Annotated in this window: 20 protein-coding genes; 7 read left to right on the top strand and 13 right to left on the bottom strand. The window is 73.3% G+C overall.

Going from position 1 to position 21648, the window contains the following annotated elements:
• Positions 1-323: 323 nt before the first annotated feature.
• Positions 324-1058, top strand: coding sequence for a GNAT family N-acetyltransferase (locus tag AB2U05_RS22855; protein ID WP_045693700.1), 735 nt, complete (start codon positions 324-326; stop codon positions 1056-1058).
• On the opposite strand, the gene AB2U05_RS22850 is transcribed toward AB2U05_RS22855, so the two are convergent.
• Positions 1048-2292, bottom strand: a complete 1245-nt coding sequence (locus AB2U05_RS22850) for an ADP-ribosylglycohydrolase family protein (RefSeq protein ID WP_369184099.1) — start codon at positions 2290-2292, stop codon at positions 1048-1050. The genes AB2U05_RS22855 and AB2U05_RS22850 overlap by 11 nt on opposite strands.
• A gap of 137 nt (positions 2293-2429) precedes the next feature.
• Between AB2U05_RS22850 and AB2U05_RS22845 the strand changes: the two genes are divergently transcribed.
• The gene (locus AB2U05_RS22845; protein WP_369184098.1) at positions 2430-3425 is read left to right on the top strand and encodes a hypothetical protein; all 996 of its coding nucleotides are present in this window, start codon (positions 2430-2432) and stop codon (positions 3423-3425) included.
• A 53-nt stretch (positions 3426-3478) separates the two neighbouring features.
• On the opposite strand, the gene AB2U05_RS22840 is transcribed toward AB2U05_RS22845, so the two are convergent.
• The 6 genes from AB2U05_RS22840 to AB2U05_RS22815 form a co-directional block, all read right to left on the bottom strand.
• Positions 3479-3982, bottom strand: a complete 504-nt coding sequence (locus tag AB2U05_RS22840; RefSeq protein ID WP_369184097.1) for a ribonuclease — start codon at positions 3980-3982, stop codon at positions 3479-3481.
• Between the two features lie 220 nt (positions 3983-4202).
• Positions 4203-6911 (bottom strand): pyruvate, phosphate dikinase, encoded by a 2709-nt coding sequence (gene ppdK, locus AB2U05_RS22835; protein ID WP_045693691.1) that lies wholly within the window; start codon positions 6909-6911, stop codon positions 4203-4205.
• A gap of 554 nt (positions 6912-7465) precedes the next feature.
• The gene (dusB, locus tag AB2U05_RS22830) at positions 7466-8635 is read right to left on the bottom strand and encodes a tRNA dihydrouridine synthase DusB (protein ID WP_045693689.1); all 1170 of its coding nucleotides are present in this window, start codon (positions 8633-8635) and stop codon (positions 7466-7468) included.
• A gap of 85 nt (positions 8636-8720) precedes the next feature.
• Positions 8721-9608, bottom strand: coding sequence for a hypothetical protein (locus AB2U05_RS22825; protein WP_369184096.1), 888 nt, complete (start codon positions 9606-9608; stop codon positions 8721-8723).
• Positions 9605-10249 carry a response regulator transcription factor gene (locus AB2U05_RS22820; RefSeq protein WP_045693685.1) on the bottom strand — a complete coding sequence of 215 codons (645 nt, stop codon included), beginning with the start codon at positions 10247-10249 and terminating at the stop codon, positions 9605-9607. Before AB2U05_RS22820 ends, AB2U05_RS22825 begins: the two co-directional genes overlap by 4 nt.
• Entirely contained in the window at positions 10237-11469 is a 1233-nt protein-coding gene (locus AB2U05_RS22815; protein ID WP_369184095.1) for a histidine kinase, read from the bottom strand. Before AB2U05_RS22815 ends, AB2U05_RS22820 begins: the two co-directional genes overlap by 13 nt.
• Before the next feature lie 135 nt (positions 11470-11604).
• Here AB2U05_RS22815 and AB2U05_RS22810 point away from each other — a divergent pair, with 135 nt between their 5' ends.
• Together AB2U05_RS22810 and AB2U05_RS22805 are read left to right on the top strand one after the other, a co-directional pair.
• Positions 11605-12201: a hypothetical protein gene (locus AB2U05_RS22810; RefSeq protein ID WP_369184094.1), complete on the top strand. Its 597-nt coding sequence runs from the start codon at positions 11605-11607 to the stop codon at positions 12199-12201.
• The gene (locus AB2U05_RS22805; protein ID WP_369184093.1) at positions 12198-12593 is read left to right on the top strand and encodes a hypothetical protein; all 396 of its coding nucleotides are present in this window, start codon (positions 12198-12200) and stop codon (positions 12591-12593) included. Before AB2U05_RS22810 ends, AB2U05_RS22805 begins: the two co-directional genes overlap by 4 nt.
• Here the strand turns inward: AB2U05_RS22805 and AB2U05_RS22800 are convergent.
• Entirely contained in the window at positions 12590-13507 is a 918-nt protein-coding gene (locus AB2U05_RS22800) for a helix-turn-helix transcriptional regulator (protein ID WP_369184092.1), read from the bottom strand. The two genes, AB2U05_RS22805 and AB2U05_RS22800, sit on opposite strands and share 4 nt — an antisense overlap.
• 213 nt (positions 13508-13720) lie before the next feature.
• Here AB2U05_RS22800 and AB2U05_RS22795 point away from each other — a divergent pair, with 213 nt between their 5' ends.
• Positions 13721-15079 (top strand): MFS transporter, encoded by a 1359-nt coding sequence (locus AB2U05_RS22795; protein WP_369185983.1) that lies wholly within the window; start codon positions 13721-13723, stop codon positions 15077-15079.
• Positions 15080-15167: 88 nt separating this feature from the next.
• Here AB2U05_RS22795 and AB2U05_RS22790 read toward each other — a convergent pair whose 3' ends face one another.
• A complete protein-coding gene (locus AB2U05_RS22790; RefSeq protein WP_369184091.1) occupies positions 15168-15962 on the bottom strand; it encodes an alpha/beta fold hydrolase in 795 nt (264 codons plus the stop codon).
• 264 nt (positions 15963-16226) lie between these two features.
• Between AB2U05_RS22790 and AB2U05_RS22785 the strand changes: the two genes are divergently transcribed.
• Positions 16227-16997 (top strand): alpha/beta hydrolase, encoded by a 771-nt coding sequence (locus AB2U05_RS22785; RefSeq protein WP_369184090.1) that lies wholly within the window; start codon positions 16227-16229, stop codon positions 16995-16997.
• Positions 16998-17056: 59 nt separating this feature from the next.
• Here AB2U05_RS22785 and AB2U05_RS22780 read toward each other — a convergent pair whose 3' ends face one another.
• From AB2U05_RS22780 to AB2U05_RS22765, 4 genes are all read right to left on the bottom strand, one after another.
• On the bottom strand, positions 17057-17890 hold the full coding sequence (locus AB2U05_RS22780; protein ID WP_369184089.1) for an NAD(P)-dependent oxidoreductase: 834 nt from the start codon (positions 17888-17890) through the stop codon (positions 17057-17059).
• An 81-nt stretch (positions 17891-17971) separates the two neighbouring features.
• Entirely contained in the window at positions 17972-18925 is a 954-nt protein-coding gene (locus AB2U05_RS22775; protein WP_369184088.1) for a DUF4331 family protein, read from the bottom strand.
• A gap of 114 nt (positions 18926-19039) precedes the next feature.
• Complete coding sequence (locus AB2U05_RS22770) at positions 19040-19411, bottom strand: hypothetical protein (protein ID WP_369184087.1); 372 nt, start codon at positions 19409-19411, stop codon at positions 19040-19042.
• A gap of 87 nt (positions 19412-19498) precedes the next feature.
• Positions 19499-20683, bottom strand: a complete 1185-nt coding sequence (locus AB2U05_RS22765; RefSeq protein WP_369184086.1) for a serine hydrolase domain-containing protein — start codon at positions 20681-20683, stop codon at positions 19499-19501.
• Positions 20684-20907: 224 nt separating this feature from the next.
• Here AB2U05_RS22765 and AB2U05_RS22760 point away from each other — a divergent pair, with 224 nt between their 5' ends.
• Positions 20908-21645, top strand: coding sequence for a GbsR/MarR family transcriptional regulator (locus AB2U05_RS22760; RefSeq protein WP_045693662.1), 738 nt, complete (start codon positions 20908-20910; stop codon positions 21643-21645).
• The last annotated feature ends 3 nt before the right edge of the window (positions 21646-21648 follow it).

Below are 21648 nucleotides of genomic sequence, written 5' to 3'. Positions count from 1 at the left end.
CCGATGTTCGGCCAGCCACCCCACGACGCACCTTGCCTTCACCTGGCCGCCTGCTTCCCTTCGCGCACTCGTTTCCTTCTCGGCCATTTCGCGGACGCACACTGTCCCCTCGCTCATCCCGCCGGACCGGTCCGTGGACCCGTGTCCGTTCCGGCACCGCGCCGCCCGTTCCGGGCCGCCGCCCCCCGCCCCGCCCGACCGGAGCCCTCCGGCGTGCACGGGTACCCGGTGGGCGGTTCCGGGCCGGGGCGAACAGTCCACGCAGCCCGTGCCGCACCCCGGCGTGGGAGGCACCCTCCGACCGATGAAGGACCGAAGGTTCCGTGCCCGTACCTGTCATCCTCACCGGCCGCACCGTGCGGCTGGAGCCCCTCGCCGCGCACCACGCCGAGGCCATCGCCGAGGCCGGCGCCGAGGACCGTACGACCTACGCCTTCACCCCCGTCCCGCACGGCCTGGAAGCGGCCCGCGACTACATCGCGCGCGCCCTCGCCGACCAGGCCGCGGGCCGGTCGCTGCCGTTCGCGACGGTGAACGTCGCGGACGGCCGGGTCGTCGGCTCCACCCGCTTCCTGGAACTCGACTACTGGCAGGGCCCGATGGTGTGGCCGCCGGTCCCCGGCGTGCCGTTCGGCGATCCGGAGACGGCCGTCCCCGACGCCGCCGAGATCGGCAACACCTGGCTCTCGCCGCGCGCCCAGGGCACCGGCATCAACACCGAGGCCAAGCTGCTGATGCTCCGGTACGCCTTCGAGACCTGGGGCGTGCAGCGGATCTCGCTGCGCGCGGACGCCCGCAACCTGCGTTCCCGGGCCGCGATCGAGCGGCTCGGCGCGACCTCCGAGGGGGTGCGCCGGGCGCACTCGCGCGGGCTGGACGGCGTGGTCCGCTCGACGGCGTTCTACTCGATCCTGGACGCCGAGTGGCCGGCCGTGCGGGACATCATCGAGCTGCGGATCGCCGCCGCCACCTCGCCGAGCGCCCCGGATCCGGCGATCAACAAGGAGTGCCTTAGACACGGCGGCAGTGGCGCCGGGCAGCTGATGATCACGGCCTGAGGGGGGACTGCTCACCCGTGGCGGCGTCGTGCAGGATCCGGGCGAGGTCGGCCTCCCCGGGATCCGCGTTCCACCGGTGAGGGCTCGACTCGACGACCGCCGAGACCGGTTGCCAGCCGCCACGGACCCGGACGACCGCCACCTCCCAGAGGACTTCGCCCTTCGGGTCACCGATCCGGAGGGCGCCCTCGTGGGTGTGGACGGTCCGGTGACCGTGCGAGGCCCCGGTCCGAATGCGCTGCCACTGCTCGTCCGTCCACTGCACCGCCGGCACGGGGCACGGGCGCGGGACCAGCATGCTGTCGCGGCCCCGGCCACCCGGGACGCTGCCCGCCTCGGCGAACGCCCAGGCGGGCAGCGGCTCGCGGGCGGCCATCCAGGCCGCGGGGATGCCTCGGGTGCCGGTGCACGCGGCGACCACGCCTCCGGTGATGGCGGCAACCGTGTCCATGTCGCCGCCGGCCGCGATCGCCTCCCAGATCGCGGCGGGGTAGTCGGTCAGGTGGCGGGCGGCGCACCAGAGGGCGTACGGGACGGTGTCGGCGGCTGACGTCCGGCTGCCGTTGCCGAGCACCGTGGCGGCGACCTGCGCGTTCGATCCGGCGAGCAGGAGGCGGATCGCCTCGCTCAGGCCGTCGTGGACCGCGCCGAACGGCGTGAAGCGCCGGACCCGCTCCAGAAAGGTGATCGGGGTCATCCGCGTTCCCCGGCCCACCTGGACGGCGAAGGCCGCCGCCACCGCGACGGCGATCGCGCCGTCCACGGCTTGCGGATGCGTGTGGGTGATCAGCGCGCTCTCGGCGGCCGGCCGGATCACCTTCGTCGGATCGGCGGAGTACGCCGCCCCCAGCGGGGCGACCCGCATCGCGGCGCCGTTGCCGTAGGAGCCCTGCCCGTCGAAGAGTTCGGCGGCGAGGGCCTTCGCGTCACCGCCCTCGCGGACCAGCCGGAGCAGCCGGTTGGCGGCCGGGCCGTAGCCGCGGTCGAAGTCGTGGCGGCGGGCGAAGGCGTGGGTGAGGTCGAAGGTGTCGATCGTGCCGCGCTCGGTGTGGGCGGCGTACACCGAGCAGGCCATCTCGGTGTCGTCGGTCCACGGCCAGGGACCGGGCGGGTCGGTGCGGTGCGCGAGGTGGGTGCGGGCGGTGGCCGGGACGAACATCTGGGCGCCGAGGGCGTCGCCGACCGAGAGGCCGTGGAGCGCGTCGAGCGCGGGACCGTTGTGTGCGGTTGTCATAGGGGCCCAAGCCCAGCCGCTCTTCCCCCGCCTCGTCAACACCGTTTCGTCAACACCGTTGCGTCAACACCGTTGCGCGGACTCCTTCGGAGGGTGATGTTTCGCATACCTCCGATCCCGGCGGGCAGCACCCGGGTATGACCCGCGCGAACGCCCTCGACCCCGTCGTGCTGCTCGGTGCCGACCAGCAGCACATCGCCACCCGCTCGCAGCTGCGCCGGCTCGGGGTGCCGTCCGGCACCATCGCCCACCGGCTGCGGCCGGGCGGGCCCTGGCAGCAGGTGCTGCCCCGGGTGATCTGCCTGCAGAGCGGCAGGTTGACGTTCCATCAGAACCTCCGGGCGGCCCTGGCGTACGCGGCGCCGAAGGGCCGGGAGGCGCGGGCCGGGGAGGTGCTGCTGACCGGGTTCGCGGTGCTGGCGGAGGCGGGGCTGCCGAGCGCCGGGCACCCGGCGGACCTGGCCGCGGTGGACGTCCTGATCCCGGGCCAACGGCGCGTCGGGGACAGGGAGTTCGTGCGGATCCACCGAGCGGCCGGGGCGATGCCGGGCGGCTTCGAGCGGGGCGACGGACTGTGGAGCACCACGGTGGCACGGGCGTTGGCGGACCTCGCGACGCGGGAGACCGGGCAGCACCGGTTCCGCGCGCTGTGCGCCGAGGCGGTGCAGCGGCGGCACTGCGAACTCGGCGAGCTGCTGGACCAGTTGCTGGCCCGGCCGGGCGCGCTGGGCCTGCCGCAGGTGGCCCGGGTGGTGGAGGACCTGACCGCCGGGGTGCGCTCGGTGGTGGAGGCGGAGGCCCGCGAGCTGATCGCGCACGCGGGCCTGCCGGAGCCGCTGTGGAATCCGGTGCTGTTCCTGGACGGCCGGTTCCTCGCCGTGCCGGACGCCTACTGGCCGCACGCCTGCGTGGCGTTGGAGATCGACTCCCGGGCCTACCACCTGCGCCCGGCCGACCACGAGCGCGGCCTGGCCCGGGCCAACCGGCTGACCGCCTGCGGCCTGCCGGTGGTGCGGACGACGCCGGTGCAACTGCGGCGCGACGCGGCGCCGGTGCTGCACGAGCTGACCGCCCTGGTCACCAGCGGGCCGCACGGGCCGCACGGCCGGATCAGCTGGCGCCGGGCGCGCTGAACGACCGCGGCCCCGCCCCAAGAAGGGGACGGGGCCGGGCGGCGCGGTCCGGCTCAGCAGCGCGGGTCGATCTCCTGGAAGGTGCCGTAGTGGTCCGGGGACCAGTACTGCTCGCCGGCGCCGCCGGTGACGACGCGCCGGGTGCCGCGGTCGTTGGAGCCGGGGGTGACCACGGTGAACTCGTGGTAGTAGCCGTCCCCCTTCTTCGGCAGCCGGCTCTCGCGGTTCTCGAAGACGATGCCGTCCCGGTTGTACGGGTACGGGCCGTTCTTGGCGATCAGGGCGAGGGTGTCCTGGGCCTGGCTGGGGAGCTTGGTGCGGCAGACGTCGGCGAGCGCCGGGTCGGCGGGTACCCAGGTGCCGCTCGGGGAGGGGGACCTGCCCGCGGGCGGGGAGGGCTTGGGGGCCGAGGAGCCCGCGGCCGCGGCGGCGGTGGACGTCGCGGCGGCCTTGGGGTGGCTGCTGCCACCGCCCTTGTTGAGGAGGTACCCGACTCCGGCGAGGACCGCCAGGACGAGGACGGCCACCACGATGAGCGGGCTTTTGCGTCTGGTCATGCGCCCCAGCTTGGCAGGCCCGGGGCCGGGGCCGAGCGGACCACACACGTGGTCAGCGCCACACGAACGTACGGCCGGGCGGGAACGGACGCCGTTGTCCGTTCCCGCCCGGCCGTGTTACGTACGCCGGTTCTCCTGCGCCGAGCTCCGGTGTACGCCCTCCCGACGGGAGGGGGAGCGGTCAGTCGTACCCGCGCTTGAGTAGGGGATGCCTACCCTCTCAGCGCGAGTCGCTGCCCGCCGACTCGATGGCGGCGCGGCCGGCCTCCAGGCGCGCCACCGGGATCCGGAAGGGGGAGCAGGAGACGTAGTCCAGCCCCACCTCGTGGAAGAAGTGGACCGAGTCCGGGTCGCCGCCGTGCTCGCCGCAGACGCCGAGCTTGAGGTCGGGGCGGGTGGCCCGGCCGGCCTCGACGGCGTGCTTGACGAGCGAGCCGACGCCGTCGCGGTCGATGGTCTCGAACGGGGAGACCCCGAAGATGCCCTTCTCCAGGTAGGCGGTGAAGAACGAGGCCTCCACGTCGTCCCGGGAGAAGCCCCACACGGTCTGGGTGAGGTCGTTGGTGCCGAAGGAGAAGAACTCGGCGGCCTCGGCGATCTGGCCGGCCGTCACGGCGGCGCGCGGCAGCTCGATCATGGTGCCGAGCTTGATGTCCAGCTGGACGCCGGTGGACGTGGCGACCTCGGCGAGCACGCGCTCGCACTCGTCGCGGACCAGCTCCAGCTCCTGGACGGTGCCGACCAGCGGGATCATCACCTCGGGGCGCGGGTCCCCGCCGGCCAGCTTGCGCTCGGCGGCGGCCTCGGCGATGGCCCGGACCTGCATGCCGAACAGGCCGGGGATGACCAGGCCGAGGCGCACGCCGCGCAGGCCCAGCATCGGGTTCTGCTCGTGCAGCTTGTGCACCGCCTGGAGCAGGCGCAGGTCGTTCTCGTTCGGGTCCTTGCGGGCCTCGGCGAGGGCGACGCGCACCGACAGCTCGGTGATGTCCGGCAGGAACTCGTGCAGCGGCGGGTCGAGCAGGCGCACGGTGACCGGCAGCCCGTCCATCGCCTGGAACAGCTCCAGGAAGTCGCTCTTCTGCAGCGGCAGCAGGGTGGAGAGGGCCTGCTCGCGGTCCTTGTCGTTGTCCGCGAGGATCAGGTGCTCGACCTCCTTGCGGCGCTCCTCACCGAGGAACATGTGCTCGGTGCGGCACAGGCCGATGCCCTGGGCGCCGTAGCGGCGGGCGCGCCCGCCGTCCTCGGCGTTGTCGGCGTTGGCCCGCACGGCGAGGCGGCGGCGGCCGTCCGCGTGGGACATCAGGCGGTGGACGGCCTGGACCAGCCCGCCCTGGACGTCGGCGCCGGCGTGCAGGGTGCCCTCGAAGTACTCGACCACGGGGGACGGCAGCACGGGCACCTCGCCGAGGTACACCTTGCCGGTGGCGCCGTCGATGGAGACCACGTCGCCCTCGTGGACGACCAGGCCGTCCGCGGTGGTGAACTTGCGGGACTTGGTGTCGACCTCCAGCTCCTCGGCGCCGCAGACACAGGTCTTGCCCATGCCGCGGGCGACGACGGCGGCGTGCGAGGTCTTGCCGCCGCGCGAGGTGAGGATGCCCTCGGCGGCGATCATGCCGTCCAGGTCGTCCGGGTTGGTCTCGCGGCGGACCAGGATGACCTTCTCGCCCGAGCGGGACCACTTGACGGCGGTGTAGGAGTCGAAGACGACCTTGCCGATCGCGGCGCCCGGCGAGGCGGCCAGGCCCCAGGCGATCTGCTGGGACTCGCCGGTCGGGGCGAAGCGCGGGAACATCAGCTGGGCCAGCTGGCCGCCGGTGACGCGCATCAGCGCCTCGTCCAGGTCGATCAGGCCCTGGTCGACGAGCTGGACGGCGATCCGGAAGGCGGCCGCGGCGGTGCGCTTGCCGACGCGGGTCTGCAGCATCCAGAGCTTGCCGCGCTCGATGGTGAACTCGATGTCGCAGAGGTCGCGGTAGTGGTTCTCGAGCTTCTGCATGATCGCCATGAGCTCGTCGTACGACTTCTTGTCGAGCTTCTCCAGCTCGGACAGCTGCAGGGTGTTGCGGATGCCGGCCACCACGTCCTCGCCCTGGGCGTTGGACAGGTAGTCGCCGTAGACGCCGACCGCGCCGGTCGAGGGGTCGCGGGTGAAGGCGACGCCGGTGCCGGAGTCCTCGCCGAGGTTGCCGAAGACCATGGTGCAGACGTTGACCGCGGTGCCGAGGTCGTTCGGGATGCGCTCCTGGCGGCGGTACAGCCGGGCGCGGTCGCCGTTCCAGGAGTGGAAGACGGCGTGGACGGCGAGGTCCATCTGCTCGCGCGGGTCCTGCGGGAAGGCCCGGCCGGTCTCGCGCTCGACGATGCCCTTGAACACCTCGACCAGCGTCTTGAGGTCGGCGGCGTCCAGGTCCAGGTCGTTCGCGGTGCCCTTGGCCCGCTTGGCCTCGTCCAGGGCCTCCTCGAACAGCTCGCCCTCGACGCCCAGCACGGTCTTGCCGAACATCTGGACCAGGCGGCGGTAGGAGTCCCAGGCGAACCGCTCGTTGCCGGACTGCGCGGCCAGGCCGACCACCGAGGCGTCGGAGAGGCCGATGTTGAGGACGGTGTCCATCATGCCGGGCATGGAGAACTTGGCACCGGAGCGCACCGAGACCAGGAGCGGGTTGTCGGCCTGGCCGAGCTTCTTGCCCATCTCCTGCTCGAGGGCGTCCAGGTGGGCGCTGATCTCCTCGTGGAGGGAGGCCGGCTCGCTACCGGTCTCCAGGAAGACCTTGCAGGCCTCGGTGGTGATGGTGAACCCCGGAGGGACGGGGAGCCCCAGGTTCGTCATCTCGGCCAGGTTCGCGCCCTTGCCGCCGAGAAGGTCCTTGAGGTCCTTGTTTCCTTCAGTGAAGGAGTAAACAAACTTCTGCTGGGACGTCACGGGAAGGTCTCCTCGTAAGCGGTTGCCCTGACGCCGGAGAACATACCCATTTCGAAGGCACTTCTCTGCCCTGAATAGGCCACACGAGGCCGGTACCCAGCGGTAACCCGCAAGATCGAATGTACATAAAGGCGTTCACCTCTGTTGGTGAAATCGTCCGGCTGACGCGAGCAAGCGTTCAAGTCTTGAACGCGGCGAAACACGCCGATCACACGAATCCGACGCAGGGTAGCGGCGGGCCGCCCCGCACGGCGGCCCGGCTTGATTTCCTGCACCCGGATCGGCCGATCCCCCGCCGCCCGGCTTCGGGAAGCGATTCACGGCCGACCTGTCCACTTCGTCCACTGACCCCACGTCAGTCGCCACCGCATGTGGCAAGCGTCACCAGCCCGTCCCACGGGTCGGGCTCCGGCCATCCTCACACTGTGCACTAGATCGCGCACCTTGCGTCAGATACCCGCGCCAAAAAGGAGCCCTCCTGTCCAGAGTGGACAAGAGGGCTGGGACCTAGTGGCGAGGAGGCCTTGAGGGCCGACTTCGCCAGCCCGTACAGATCATCCGCCGGAGGTGTCCGATTCGGCATCCTCGCCCGGCCGGGCGCAGTCGTACGGATCGTCCAACCAGCCCTCGGGCAGGACCACCCGGCCGTTGCCGCTGGTGCGGCCGCGCGGGCCGTCCGCGCCGACCGGCCAGGACTGGGACTGCTCGACCTGGGCGAGGGTTTCGGCCAGTTCGTCCAGCGAGGAGGAGTTCGCGAGCTTCACCCGCAGCTCGGAGCCGACCGAGAAGCCCTTGGTGTACCAGGCGACGTGCTTGCGGAAGTCGATCACACCGCGGGTCTCGTCCCCGATCCACTCGCCGAGCAGCTGGGCGTGGCGCACCATCGCCCGCGCGACGTAGCCGAAGTCGGGGCGGGCGTAGTCGACGTCGCCCTCGAAGATCGCGACCAGGTCCTTGAACAGCCACGGCCGGCCCAGGCAGCCGCGGCCCACCACGACGCCGTCGCAGCCGGTCTCGCGCATCATCCGCAGCGCGTCGTCGGCCGACCAGATGTCGCCGTTGCCGAGCACCGGGACGTGCGCCGGGACGGCCTCGCGCAGCCGGGCGATCGCCGACCAGTCCGCCGTGCCGCCGTAGTGCTGGGCGGCGGTGCGCCCGTGCAGGGCGATCGCGGCCACGCCCTCCTCGGCGCCGATCCGGCCGGCGTCCAGGTAGGTGAGGTGGTCGTCGTCGATGCCCTTGCGCATCTTCATGGTCACCGGCAGGTCGCCCGCGTTGGCGACGGCCTCGCGCAGGATCTCGCGCAGCAGGTTGCGCTTGTACGGCAGCGCCGAGCCGCCGCCCTTGCGGGTCACCTTGGGGACGGGGCAGCCGAAGTTGAGGTCGATGTGGTCGGCCAGGCCCTCGTCGGAGATCATCCGGGCGGCCTTGCCGACGGTCGCCGGGTCCACGCCGTACAGCTGGATCGAGCGGGGCTTCTCGCTCGGGTCGAACTTGATCAGCTGCATGGTCTTGGCGTTGCGCTCCACCAGCGCCCGGGTGGTGATCATCTCCGAGACGTACAGGCCCTTGCCGCCGCTCTGCTCGCGGCACAGCGTGCGGAACGGCGCGTTGGTGATGCCCGCCATCGGGGCCAGCACGACGGGCGGCCACACCTGGATCGGGCCGATGTCCAGCGGCGCGAACTCGGTGTCGAGCGCGGTGGGAGCGGGCGTGGCTGTCATGGCGCGGCTGACCTCGGGTGACCTCGGGGAGGGGGACGGGACTCTCCATTGTCCCCCACCCCGGTCACCCTCCCGGACTAATGGCCTAACCGGCGGTCGGTGCGGCCGGCGGCTTCGGGGTGTCGGAGCGGTAGCCGATGGTCAGCGCTCCGGAGCCGACGTCGGCCGTGAGGCTGTTCGGGCTGGTCGCGTCGCCCAGGTCCTTGTCGATGTCGCTGCTGCCCGAGCCCGTCCGGCTGTTGATCCGGTAGCGGCTGCCCTTCGGCACGAACACCTCCAACGCGCCGGAGGTGGTGCCCACCTTGACCTCCTGCGGCACCGACGCGAAGGTCAGGTCCACCGACCCGGAGACGCTGCCGACGTCCACCCGGGCGGAGGCCAGGTCGCGCCCCTCCACCATCCCGGAGGTGGTGTGGGCCCGCACCGGGCCGGACAGCCGGCGCAGGTTGATCGCCCCGGAGGAGCCGTCCAGGCTGATCCCGCCGGTGAGGTCCGACACCTCGACCGCGCCCGAGGTCACCGAACCGGAGACCTCGGTGCCGGCCGGCACCTCCAGCTCGATCTCGGCGCCGCAGTTGTAGAACGGCGCGGACCGGTGGCACTGCACGGCGACGTTCATCACCCCGTCGACGAAGTCGACCTGCACCCCCGGCTCGGAGACCGTCCAGTCGAGGTTCTTGCGCATCACGACCCGGCCCTGCACGCCGGCCTTGATCCGCAGGGACGCGCTGCCCGTCGAGAGCTTCAGCTTGTGGATCGATTCGGTGTACGTCTCCACCTCGGTCCGCTGCTGCTTGGCCACCAGGGCCAGGGTCTGCGCCCCGCCCATGACCAGCACGAACACGACGGTGAGCACGCCGGTGAGGCGCCACACCCGGGCGGACCGCGCGGGCTGTTCGGCCTGCGCGGGCTGCTCGGCCTGCTCGGGCTGCTCGGGCTGCTCGGTCCCCGTCCCGCCGGCCGCGCCGCTCACGCGATCTCCAGGAAGCGCAGCACCGCCATCACCCGGCGGTGGCTGTCGTCGGCCGGCGGCAGGTCGAGCTTGGTGAAGATCGAGTTGATGTGCTTGGCCACCGCACTGTCGCTGACCACCAGGGCGGCGGCGATGGCCGCGTTGGACCGGCCCTCCGCCATCAGAGCGAGGACGTCCCGCTCTCGCGGGGTCAGCTTCTCCAGCGGGTCCTGCTTGCGGCGCACCAGCAGCTGGGCGACGACCTCCGGGTCCAGCGCGGTGCCGCCCTCGGCGACCCGCTGCAGCGCGTCGACGAAGTCGTCCACGTTGGCCACCCGCTGCTTGAGCAGGTAGCCGACGCCGCTGGTGTTGGTGGCCAGCAGGTCCGCCGCGTAGCGCTCCTCCACGAACTGGGAGAGCAGCAGCACGGCGACCTCCGGCCACTGCCGGCGGATGATCATCGCGGCCTTGACGCCCTCGTCGTGGAACCCCGGGGGCATCCGGACGTCCGAGACGACGACGTTCGGCTGGTGCTCCTCGACGGCCGTCAGCAGCTCGGTGGCGTCCCCGACCGCGGCGACGACCTCGAAGCCCACCGCCTCCAGGACCTTGACCAGGCCGACCCTGAGCAGGACCGAGTCCTCGGCGATCACAGCACGCACGGCAACTCCACGGTGATGGTGGTGGGCCCCCCGAGGGGGCTGAGAACGGACAGGGTTCCGTCGACGGAGGCGGCGCGCTGGCGCAGGCCGGTGAGCCCGGTGCCGCGCGTGGCGTCCGCGCCGCCGACGCCGTCGTCGGTGACGACCAGGCGCAGCTTGCCGCCGGAGGTCCGCGCCGACACGTCGACGGCGGAGGCGCGGGCGTGCTTGGCGACGTTGGTGAGCGCCTCGGAGACGGTGAAGTAGGCGACCGCCTCGACGGTGGGGGCGATCCGCTCGCTCAGGTCGACGTCCAGGCGCACCGGCAGCGGGGCGCGGGCGGCGACGCCGGACAGCGCGGCGTCCAGGCCGCGGTCCTCCAGGACGGCCGGGTGCAGGCCGCGGACCAGGTCGCGCAGCTCGTCGATGGCCGCCTGCGCCTCCTCGTGCGCGGCGACGATCACCTGCATGGCGTCCGGCGGGCAGTCCTTGAGGGTGCGCCGGGCCAGGCCGAGGTTCATCGCGAGGGAGGTGAGGCGCTGCTGGGCGCCGTCGTGCAGGTCGCGCTCGATCCGGCGGCGCTCCGCGTCCACCGCGTCCACCAGGCCGGCCCGGCTCTCGGTGATCTCCTCGACCCGGCGCTCCAGCGCCTCCGCCCGGTCGGGCCCGAGCAGGGCCCGCGCCGAGCGGACCTCCAGCCAGGCGGTCAGCGTCGCCAGCCAGGGCGTCACCACCAGCAGGACCACGCCGACCACCGTGAACAGCACGTCCAGGCCGGCCAGTTCGGTGCGCAGTCCGGCCTCCATCGGGAGCAGCCAGACCCAGGCGTACAGGGTGGACAGCACCAGGCCGGCGCCCCAGAGGTAGACGACGCCCAGCGCGCCGAGCGCCAGGGACGGGCCGACCAGCAGGTGGTAGGCGAGCTGGCGCCAGCTCACGCCGATCCGCAGCCGGCCCACGCTCAGGACCGGGCCCGGGCCGGCCGGCGGCACCTCCACGCCGAGCAGGGCGTGCAGCCGGCCGCGCTGGGCGCGGGTGATCCAGCGGGTGCAGGTCAGCACGATCGCCAGGACCGGCATCAGCAGTGACGGCGCGACGACGCCCAGCCAGACCGGGAGGGCCAGCGGGATGCCGGCGGCTATGAGGCGCGTGTCGCGCCAGGCCTCCCGCGACCACGGGGGGCGCCGGAGGCTCCTGACGAGCGCTTCGCGCCACGTGGTGGAGGACGTGCTGGAGGACATGGCCGAAAGCCTAGGGCGCGGTGATCATCGGCCGCCATGAAGGGGGGTGCCGGGTGGGGGTGTACCTAGCACCACCCCCGATTCGGTGTGCGGCACCACCGACAACACCCCCGGTCGGACGGGAGTCTTGACGGCATGACGTTCACCGCATCGCACTCCGCCACCCCGCCGCACGGGCGGCCCGTCCCCGGGGACCACGGGGGTGTCCCCGGGGGCGCGCTCCGTCCGGCCGCGGGGCCGGAGGGGACGCTGCCGGTCGGCACCGGGCCCTGGTCGGTCCGGTCGGTCGGCACCGGTGCCGCCGGCCGCGGCCGGGCCGCGCTGGAGCTGTACCGCGACGGCGAGTTGGCCGACGTCCTGGTCGCCGCCCGGCTGACCTCGGAGCTGCTGCGCGGCGCCTGGCGCGGCCCGGCCCGCGGGCGGGCCCGGGCGCGGCAGGTGTTCGCCTGGGGGCGGCTGGCGGCGGACGGCACGGCGCCCTCGGTGGTGTTCACCGGGCGGGGGTCGCTGTGGGCGCTCCGGACTGCGCGGCGCTCGGTCGCGGCCGACGTGGCCGTCGTCGCCGGGGAGTTCTGGATCGCCGGGGCCGAGGGCCCGTTCGGCGCGGTGCTGGTCGAGCACCCGGCGGGCGGGGCCGTCGAGCGGATGCCGCTGCGGCGGGTGCGCGAGCCGCGCGGGGTCGCGTCGCACGGTGTCGAGGCGCCGGCCGCGTGGGTCGGGGGTGCCGCGTGAGCACCGCCGTCGCGTTCGCCGCGCCGTCCCTGCCCTCGCTGCGCGGGCGCCTCGCCAAGGTGCCGGTGGCGGCCGCCGTCGCGCTGCTGCCCTGGCTGCTGGTACTGGCCGCCCAGCACGAGACGCCGTGGGTCGTGCTGGACCTGGTGGAGTTCGCCGCGCTGCTCTCGCTGGACGGGCTGCTGCGCCGGCGCAGCGCCGCCGCGCCGTGGGCGGCAGCGGCCACGGCGGCGCTGCTCGCGGCGGACGCGCTGGCCGACGTCTCGCTCGCCGGGCCGGGGCACGCGGTGCTCACCGCGCTGGCGATGGCCTGCTGCGTGGAGCTGCCGCTCGCGGTGGTGTGCCTGCTGCTCGGGCGGGGCGTGCGCGTCCGGCAGGGCTTCGATTCCTAGCCGGGGAGCTTGTGCATCAGGGCGCGGGTCTCGTCGTCCAGCGGGGTGTAGGCGACCATCCGGGTACCGAGGCCAGGACTGAGCCAGAAGTTGGTGTACTCGCAGCGCAGCAGGCCGACGCCGGGCACCTGGAAGCGCTTGACGCCGTTGGTCGGCAGCAGGACGTCGTGCCGCTGCCAGGCCTCCTCGAAGTCCGGGGACGCCTTGCGCAGCCGGGCCAGCAGCGCCTTCCAGGCGGGCTCCGCGCCGTGTTCGGCCATCGCCGCGCGGAACCGGGCCACCATGCTGAGGCGTTCGGTGCGGTGGTCGATCAGCACCTCGCGGAACCGCGACGGGGTGAACGCCATCCACATCAGGTTCCGGTCCTCGGGCGGCAGTTCGTCCAGGTCGCCGATGAAGGCCTGGTACTGCGGGTTGGACACCAGGATCTCGTAGCGGGAGTTGAGCACCACGGCCGGGAACGGCGACAGCTGTTCCAGCAGCAGCCGCACGCCCGGCGTCACCGAGGGGCACTCCTTCACCGGGGCCGGGTCGTCCGCGCCGGCCAGGGTGAACAGGTGGGCGCGCTCGCTCGGGTCGAGCAGCAGCGCGCGGGCCACCGCGTCCAGCACCTGGACGGACACCTGGATGTCCCGGCCCTGCTCCAACCACGTGTACCAGGTCACCCCGACCGCGGCGAGCTGCGCGACCTCCTCGCGGCGCAGGCCCGGGGTGCGGCGGCGGCCGGTCATCGGCAGGCCCACCTGCTCGGGCGCGAGGCGCTCGCGGCGGCTGCGCAGGAAGGCGGCCAGGTCGTGGCGGCGGGCCTCGTCGGGGGTCGCGCGCGGCCGGTCCGCCGGTGAGGCCACCGATGAGGTCGCCTGGGCCCCGGTGCGCGGCGTACGGGCTTGTGCGGCCTGCGTCATGAGACTCATGCTCCCCAGCATGCGGTAGCTCGGAACCTGTTGCCAGGTACTTCTTATACCTGGATAACCACACTCTGGTACCAGGGTACGGCGTGCCCGATCGTAGGACCCGTGACTCAACGACTCGCCGTCGCCCCAGCCCCGATCCGTCCGGCCACCGCCGCCACCGCCACCGCCACCGCCACCGCCCGCAGCGCCACCCCCGCCCTCGGCACCGCCGGGCTGGTCACCGTCCTGCTCGGGGCCTTCCTGCCGATGCTCGACTTCTTCATCGTCAACGTCGCCCTCCCCACCATCGACCACGACCTGGCCGCCGGGCCCGCCGTCCTCGAACTCGTCGCCGCCGGCTACGGCATCGCCTTCGCCGTCCTGCTCGTCCTCGGCGGACGGCTCGGCGACAACCTGGGCCGCCGCCGGCTGTTCATCATCGGCGCCACCGCCTTCGCCCTCACCTCGCTCGCCTGCGGCCTCGCCCCCGACGCCTGGAGCCTGGTCGCCGCCCGCGCCGCCCAGGGCGCCTCGGCCGCGCTGCTGATCCCGCAGGTCCTCGGCACCATCACCGCCGCCACCACGGGCGCCCGGCAGGGCCGCGCGCTCAGCGTCTACGGCGCGGTCGGCGGGATCTCCGTGGTCATCGGGCAGGTCCTCGGCGGGATGCTGGTCGCCGCCGACGTGTTCGGCACCGGCTGGCGCTCGGTGTTCCTGCTGAACGTGCCGTTCGCCCTGCTCGCCGTCGTGATGGCCGTCCGGTACGTCCCGGAGAGCCGGGCCGAGCGGGCCGCCCGGGTCGACGTGCCCGGCACCCTGCTGCTCACCGCCGCGCTGCTCGCCCTGCTCGTCCCGCTGATGGAGGGCCGCGCGGCCGGCTGGCCGGTGTGGTCGTGGGTGCTGCTCGCCCTGTTCCCGGTCCTGGCCGCCGCCTTCGCCGTCGTCGAGCGCCGGGCCGAGCGGCGCGGGGACACCCCGCTGGTGCCGCCGTCCCTGCTGCGCGTCCCCGAGATGCGGCGCGGCCTCGGCATCGCGGTGCCGTACTTCGCCGGCTTCGGCGGCTTCATGTTCGTCATCGCCGTCGCCCTGCAGCAGGGCCTGCGGCTCGGGCCGGTCGCGGCCGGCTGGGCGCTGGTGCCGATGGCGGTCGGTTACTTCTCCGCCTCGCTGGCCGGCCCCCGGCTGATCGGGCGCTGGGGCAGCCGGGTGCTCAGCGCCGGGGCCGTCGTCCAGGCCCTCGGCCTGGCCACCCTCGCCCTGACCGTGCTCGCCGACTGGTCGCACTTCTCGCCGCTGCGGATGGCCCCCGGCGTCGCCCTCGCGGGCATCGGGCAGGGCCTGATCGGCACTCCGCTGTTCCGGGTCGTCCTGTCCAAGGTGCCCGCCGCCCGGGCCGGCGTCGGCAGCGGCGTCCTCGCCACCGGCCAGCAGTCCAGCCTCGCGCTGGGCGTCGCCACCCTCGGCACGCTCTACCTCTCCCTCTCCCCCAGCCTCGGCATGGACCGGGCGCTGGCCCTGTGCCTGGGCATCCAGCTCACGGGTTCGTTCACCGTCCTGTACCTGACCACCCGGCTCCCCCGTTCCATCGGCTGAGCCCCTGACGGGTGACGGCCCCCGGCGCCCCCGCGACCGGCCCTCCTCGGGCGGGTCGCGGGGGCGTTCGCCGTTCTCGGCGGAGGGTTCAGCGCAGGGCGTCGAGCCAGTCGCCGACCAGGCCACGGACCGTCCCGGCGCTCTCCAGCTGCGGGTTGTGGCCGACGCCGTCGAGCAGCGCCGCCGCCATCCGCGGGTAGTGGTCGAGCAGTTCCAGCTGGTCGCGCCAGCCGACCAGGGCGTCCTGCCGGGCGGTCACCAGCAGGTGGCGGCCCCGGTGCGGCGGCACCTGGTGCTCGGGCCACTGCGGCAGCATGAACTCCAGGTCCAGCTCGGCCGCGGCCACCTGGTCGTACGCCCGCACACCGGGCATCACGTACTGCTGGAACCGTTCCCAACTCTCCTTCGTCTGGCGGGCCATGACGTACGGGAACAGCACGCGCTCGGCGACGGCGGCGCCCTCCTGCGGCAGTGGCTCGTCCCGCTCCACCACGGTCACCTCGGGCAGCGTACGGCCGCCGCCCCAGCGCACCACCGGCACCAGCAGCGCCGAGCCCAGCACCCGCTCCCCGTACCGGGCCGTCACCGCGCGGGCCAGCTGGCCGCCGAAGGACTGGCCGAGCACGGCGAACGGCCGGTCGCCCAACTCGGCGTCGATCCAGGCGAACAGCGCCTCGGCCATCGCCTGCGCCGTGGTGCGGACGGCCAGCCTCGGGCTGGCGCCGTGGCCGGGCAGGTCGGGGTAGAGCCGGCGCCAGCCGGGGCGCTCCGCGAAGAGGGGTTCGAGCGGCAGCAGGATGCGGTGGTCGACGGTGTAGCCGTGGATCAGGACGAGCGGGGTGCCGGAGCCGAACTCGACGTGCCGCAGCGTGGATTCAGTCATGACGACAGCATCTCCCCCGCCACGGCGGCACGGTCGAGCGGGCGCCCGACCGGTGGTCAGGTCGGCGCGGAAAAAAGGGGTGGAGGGGCTCCGGAAGGGGTGCTAGCTTTCTCTCGTCCGTGAGACAGACCGAGGAGGTGAGACCCGTGAACGCAGTGACGACGTGGGTGCTCCCCCTTTCCATCACGGCCGGCCGATAGACGTAGGTATCGCCGGGGAGCGCCTGAACACCAACGCAGGCTCTCCCGAAAAAGGGTGATCACTATGTCCTCCACCATTCTCCGGTTCACCGCCGAGTCCACGACGAACGGCGTCCGCGAACGCGACTTCACCGTGGGCGGCGTCCCCGGTGTGCTCTGGTCCCCGGCCGTCTGCGCCGAGCGCGCACCCCTCGTCCTGATGGGCCACGGCGGCGGCAACCACAAGAAGCACCCCGCGATGACGGGCCGGGCCCGGCGCCTGGTGCTCGGCTGCGGCTACCACGTCGCCGTCCTCGACGCCCCCGGTCACGGCGACCGGCCCCGCAGCGAGCACGACGAGGCCGAGATCGCCGTCATGCAGGAGGCGATGGCCGCGGGCAAGCCGGTCGGCCCGATCGTCGTCCGGTACAACGACCACCTCGCCGAACTCTCCCTGCCCGAATGGCAGTCCACGCTCGACGCGCTCCAGCGGCTCCCCGAGATCGGCGCCGACGGCCCGGTCGGCTACTGGGGCATCAACATGGGCACCGCCATCGGCATCCCGTTCGTCGCCGTCGAGCCGAGGATCACCGCGGCCGTCTTCGGGCAGCACTGGCCCGACACCCTCGCCGACCAGGCCCGCCGGATCACCATCCCGGTCGAGTACGACCTCCAGTGGGACGACGAGCACATCCCGCGCGAGGCCGGCCTCGCCCTGTTCGACGCCTTCGCCTCGAAGGAGAAGACGCTGCACGCCAACGCGGGCCGCCACAAGGAGCTCCCCCGCTTCGAGGCCGACAGCGCCGTCCGCTTCTTCGCCCGCCACTTCGGCCGGGCGAACGCCGGGGCCGCCTGACGGCAGCCGTCCCCCGCGCCGGAGTCGATCCCGTCGACTTCCGGCGCGGGGGACGGGCGTTACCCGCCCAGCGCGGCGCGCAGGAACTCGCGGGCGCCGCGCAGGCGGGTCCGCAGGATCCGCTGCGTCCGCGCGCTGTCCAGGCGCACGTCCAGCGCGCCCGGGGTGCCGGTCTCGGCGCGGCGGCCGGTGGCGAGCGCCGAAGGGTCCAGCCCGTCGCGGGCGGCGACCAGCAGCCCGAGTTCGTGGCGGCTGAGCGCGTCCGTCCCCGCGAGGTGGTGGATGCCCGAACGGTCCGAGGCGCCCAGTTCGAGCAGCGCCCGGGCCAGGTCGGCGACGTGGACGGGGCACCGGATGTCGTCGGTGAACAGCACGCCCTCCCGCCGCCCGGCGGCCAGGTCGTGGATGAACGCCTCGTGCTCGGAGTCGCCCTCGCCGATGATCAGCGAGGTGCGGGCGACCACCGCGGCCGGGGCGAGCAGGCGGATCGTCGTCTCGGCCCCCGCCTTCGCGGCCCCGTACGGGGTGACGGGGTCGGGCACGGCGGATTCGTCGTAGCGGCCGTCCGCACCGGAGAACACGGCGTCGCTGGACACGTGCACCAGCCTGGCGCCGTGCTGGTTGGCGGCCACCGCCAGGCGGATCGCCCCCTCCGCCGTGATCGCCCAATCCGTCCTGCTGGCAGCCGCGTTGACGACCACCTCCGGCCGGCGCTCGCGCAGGACCCGGGTGACCTCCTCGTCACGCCGCAGGTCCAACGGCAGCCAGTCCGCCCCGCGCACCCCACCGGCCCGGCTGGCGAAGGTCGCCGTCACGGCATGCCCGGCCGCCACCGCCTGCCGCGTCAACTCCCGACCCAGGAAGCCACTTCCACCCACGATCAGAATGTCCATGATCAGCACCGTACGGGACCTCGGGCCGAGCCGGGCCCGACCGCCTGGATCGTTGGCCGGATCTGCCGGCACCCGCCCCGATCAGTGCGGGTGGCCGAGGTACGGGAAGGCGGGCAGGAGGTCCGTGTGGGGGCCGATGCGGTCGGTCGGGACCTTGCCGTCGGTGAGCATCGTCAGGCGGACCGAGGTGACGTCGTCGGTCAGGGTGCGCCCGTTGGGGTAGCCCGCCGGGCGGTCGCGGTCGTAGCGGAGGATGTCCGGCAGGACGACCCGCAGTTGGGCCTCGGCCGCGTCGGTGGTGTAGTCGCCGAAGTGCTGGAGGACGCCCGTCCAGGCCTTGCCGTAGGCCTCCCAGTCGTCGGCGGGCTCGGCGGCGTTGTAGGCGTCCTTGGCGTCCTCGGGGTTGAAGTAGGCGGTGAGGGAGGGGTGCGCGCCGCGGTCGACGGACACCAGCCGGCCGTCCTTGCGCACGCTCACCCGCGCCCAGACCCCGATCCGCGGGTCCGGCCCGAGCTCGGTGTCGGGCAGTTCCAGCACGATGCCGAAGACGTTCTTGTCCGCACCCCAGTCCACGCCGGTCCACTGGAACTTGGCGGCGATGCCGTCGAGGTCGGCGAAGAACGGATCGCTGCGCAGCCCCGCGCTGATCCGGTACGGGCCCGCCTCGACCACGGTCGGCTCCTTGCCGAAGCTCACCGGCACGCCGGCCGCCAGCTGTTCGCCCGTCGCCTCGTGGTCGCGGGCGCCGTCGCCGGTCGCGCGCCGCACGGTCATCGTCTGGGCGCCGCCCGCCGGCTCGGAGAAGGTGAAGCTGAAGGCGATGTCGGCCCGGTCGTCGCCGTCGGTGTCGACGTTGATCCGGTACACCGCGTCCGGGTGGAAGGCCTCGCCGCCGGTCGGCGCGATCGGGTTGACGTTCATGATCAGCACCGTCCGCCCCGGCTCCGGCGCGGCGAAGGCGAACAGGTCGGTGAGGTCGAGCCGCGCGTCGCCCTCGGGTGAGCGCAGGTTCGGTCCGCTGAGGTGGTGGGACAACTCAGTCTCCTGGAGTGGTGTGCGACGGCCCCCGCCCTCGGGCCATTGCTAACACGCCGGGCCCGGGCCCGGCCCCCGGAGTGCTCCGCCCGGCCTACACGCCCGATGCCCGGCCTACCACTCGATCCGCACCCGCTCGACGGGCGGCAGCACGCGCGGCATCTCGTCGGTCACCCAGGCGTACTCCAGGGCCGACAGGGTCGCGCCCCCGGCCGTCCACACCAGCAGTTCGCCGATGTACTCGCCGGCCTCGTCGTGGACGGCCGCGCCGACCGGCAGCAGCCCGGAGGCCCCGGCGTGCCGCACCGGCTCCCGGACCCGGAGGTCGACGCTCACCGATCCGGGCCCCCACCGGGCCACGACCTCGGTCCGGTCCAGCTGGCCGCGCAGCTCGGCGGCGCCGGGGACGTCGGCCGAGAGGACGTGTTCCAGCAGGGCCCGTTCGGCGGGGTTCAGCGGGCGAGGGGCGACGGGGAGGTTGGCCATGCCCCGATCCTCCCAGGGGCGGCCGACTGGCGGAGGGGCGGGCGGAAGGGCGGGCGCCCCTCCTTACACCCCGACTGCCAGCGGCCTTCAGGAGGCGGCGGCCGGGCAGAACTCCGCCTCCAGCTCGGCGGTGAAGACCCCGATCGGCGAGCCGAAGCCGCCCTTCGCCCAGTCGCCGTTCACCTCGGTGGAGAGCAGGTGACGCCCGTCGCGCGTCCCGAAGGTGTACGACCAGGAGCCGTTGATCGCGCCGCCCATGCCCCACACCGTCCCGCAGGACAGCTTCTGCGAGGAGACACCCAGCCCGTACCGGGAGTCCTTGATCCAGTGCCCCTGCGGGTCCACCGTGGTGAACATCTCGCGCTGCTGGGCCGGCGGCAGCAGCCGGCCTTCGAGCAGGGCGCGGAAGAAGGTGTTCAGGTCGCCGTTGGTGGAGATCATGTCGCCGGAGGCGTAGCCCCAGGAGGGGTTGAGCTCGGTCACGTCGTAGATCGGGGCGGTGTCGACGTCCTTCGCCATCAGCTGGGAGTAGTGGCGGCCGTGCGGGCCGTGGATGCCCATGTCGCCGGCGGCCGGTTCGTAGGTGTTCTTGAGGTGCAGCGGCTTGGCGATCCGGTCGGCGATCTCCTGCGGCAGGCTGCGGCCGGTGGCCTTCTCGACGATCATCCCGGCGAGCGCGTAGTTGGTGTCGGAGTAGGCGAAGCCGGTCCCGGGGGCGAACTTCGGCCCGTTGGCGACCGCGTCCTCGACGAGCTGGCGCGGCGTGAAGTCGTCGAACCGGTGCTGCAGGAACGGCGTGCCGACGAACTCCTTCCCCAAGGCCGGGTCCTCGGCGTAGTTGAAGACGCCACTGGTGTGGTTGAGGAGTTGACGGATCGTGATCTTGGAGCCGTCGTAGCCGTACCCGTCGACCATGCCGGGGAGCCAGTGCTCGACGCTGTCGTCCAGGCCGAGCCGCTGCTCGGCCGCCAGCTGGAGGACGACCGTGGCGACGAAGGTCTTGGTGGTGCTGCCGATCCGGAACCGGTCCTTCGCCGCGATCGCGCGGCCGGTGTCCAGGTCGGCGGTGCCGGCCGTCCCGAACCAGGTCGAGTCGCCGTCGCGGACCTCGGCCCGGGCCCCCGGCAGGCCGCCCTCGGTCACCGCGCGGTCGAGTACGGCCCGGACGCCGGCGTGGTCGGCGCCGTGCGAGGATTCGGCGGCGACGGCGGCCGGGGCCGAGACCGAGGCGAGCAGAGCGGCGGCGAGAGCGGCGCGGACGATGGTCTTCATGGTGGTCTCCCCCGTGGGTCGGATGCTGTTTCGCTTCGGGGAAAACATTAGGCCGGTGTTCGCGAACCCATCAATGCCCTGAGCGCTGGTCAGGAATGAACTCCCAGGTGAGAGGCGGTAATTCCTTGCAATGAGCTTGTCGACTAATGCAATCAGGGCGGCGACCGACTGTTGCAATGGAATCGGAAGCAGGCGCATACTCGGCGGCGACGAGAGGAGCGCCCGTGCCAGGCGCCAGACTGACCCAGGAAGAGCGCCGCGCGATCGCCGCCGGGCTCACCGCGGGGCTGGGCTACGGGGAGATCGCCCGGCAGCTCGCCCGCCCGACCTCCACGGTCACCCGCGAGATCGCCCGCAACGGCGGCCCGTCCGGCTACCGGGCGGACAACGCGCAGCGCGCCACCGTACGGCGCTCCCGGCGCAGCAGGGCCTCGGCACCCCGGGTGCCGGAGGGCAGCGCGAGCACCGGCGACGGGCGCGACCCGGCGGCGGTGGAGGAGTACGCGAGGCAGCTCGCCGAGCTGCTGGCGCACCTCGGCATGCCGCGCATGGTGGGCCGGGTGCTCGCGTGCCTCTACGTCACCGACTGCGGCAGCCTGACCGCCGCCGACCTGGTGCAGCGGCTCGGGGTGAGCCCGGCCTCGGTCTCGAAGGCGATCGGTTATTTGGAGGGGCAGGAGCTGGTACGGCGCGAGCGGGACGAGAACGGCCCCCGCGAGCGGTACGTCGTCGACGACGACATCTGGTACCGGGCGATGCTCGCGAGCGCCCAACGCAACGCCGCCCTGGCCGAGTTCGCGCGGGGCGGGGCGGACCTGCTCGGCCCGGCCACACCGGCCGGGGCGAGGATGGCGGAGGCCTCGGTCTTCCTGGAGCTCGCGGGGACGGACATCGTCCGGGCCGTGCAGCGCAGGCGCCGCCGGCAACCGGGCGGGGCGGCGGACGATCAGCGCGGCAGGTGACCG

Origin of the sequence: Streptomyces sp. Y1 (assembly GCF_041053115.1) — a bacterium.
GTDB lineage: Bacteria > Actinomycetota > Actinomycetes > Streptomycetales > Streptomycetaceae > Kitasatospora > Kitasatospora rubellomurina.
This window is presented reverse-complemented; position numbering and strand designations above follow the sequence as displayed.

Coding starts and splice junctions, on each gene's coding strand:
- AB2U05_RS22815 (WP_369184095.1), bottom strand. CDS start 11,469: ATGTCCTCCAGCACGTCCTCCACCACGTGGCGCGAAGCGCTCGTCAGG.
- AB2U05_RS22800 (WP_369184092.1), bottom strand. CDS start 13,507: ATGAGTCTCATGACGCAGGCCGCACAAGCCCGTACGCCGCGCACCGGG.
- AB2U05_RS22850 (WP_369184099.1), bottom strand. CDS start 2,292: ATGACAACCGCACACAACGGTCCCGCGCTCGACGCGCTCCACGGCCTC.
- AB2U05_RS22845 (WP_369184098.1), top strand. CDS start 2,430: ATGACCCGCGCGAACGCCCTCGACCCCGTCGTGCTGCTCGGTGCCGAC.
- AB2U05_RS22840 (WP_369184097.1), bottom strand. CDS start 3,982: ATGACCAGACGCAAAAGCCCGCTCATCGTGGTGGCCGTCCTCGTCCTG.
- dusB (WP_045693689.1), bottom strand. CDS start 8,635: ATGACAGCCACGCCCGCTCCCACCGCGCTCGACACCGAGTTCGCGCCG.
- AB2U05_RS22790 (WP_369184091.1), bottom strand. CDS start 15,962: ATGACTGAATCCACGCTGCGGCACGTCGAGTTCGGCTCCGGCACCCCG.
- AB2U05_RS22765 (WP_369184086.1), bottom strand. CDS start 20,683: ATGAAGACCATCGTCCGCGCCGCTCTCGCCGCCGCTCTGCTCGCCTCG.
- AB2U05_RS22785 (WP_369184090.1), top strand. CDS start 16,227: ATGTCCTCCACCATTCTCCGGTTCACCGCCGAGTCCACGACGAACGGC.
- AB2U05_RS22770 (WP_369184087.1), bottom strand. CDS start 19,411: ATGGCCAACCTCCCCGTCGCCCCTCGCCCGCTGAACCCCGCCGAACGG.
- AB2U05_RS22810 (WP_369184094.1), top strand. CDS start 11,605: ATGACGTTCACCGCATCGCACTCCGCCACCCCGCCGCACGGGCGGCCC.
- AB2U05_RS22780 (WP_369184089.1), bottom strand. CDS start 17,890: ATGGACATTCTGATCGTGGGTGGAAGTGGCTTCCTGGGTCGGGAGTTG.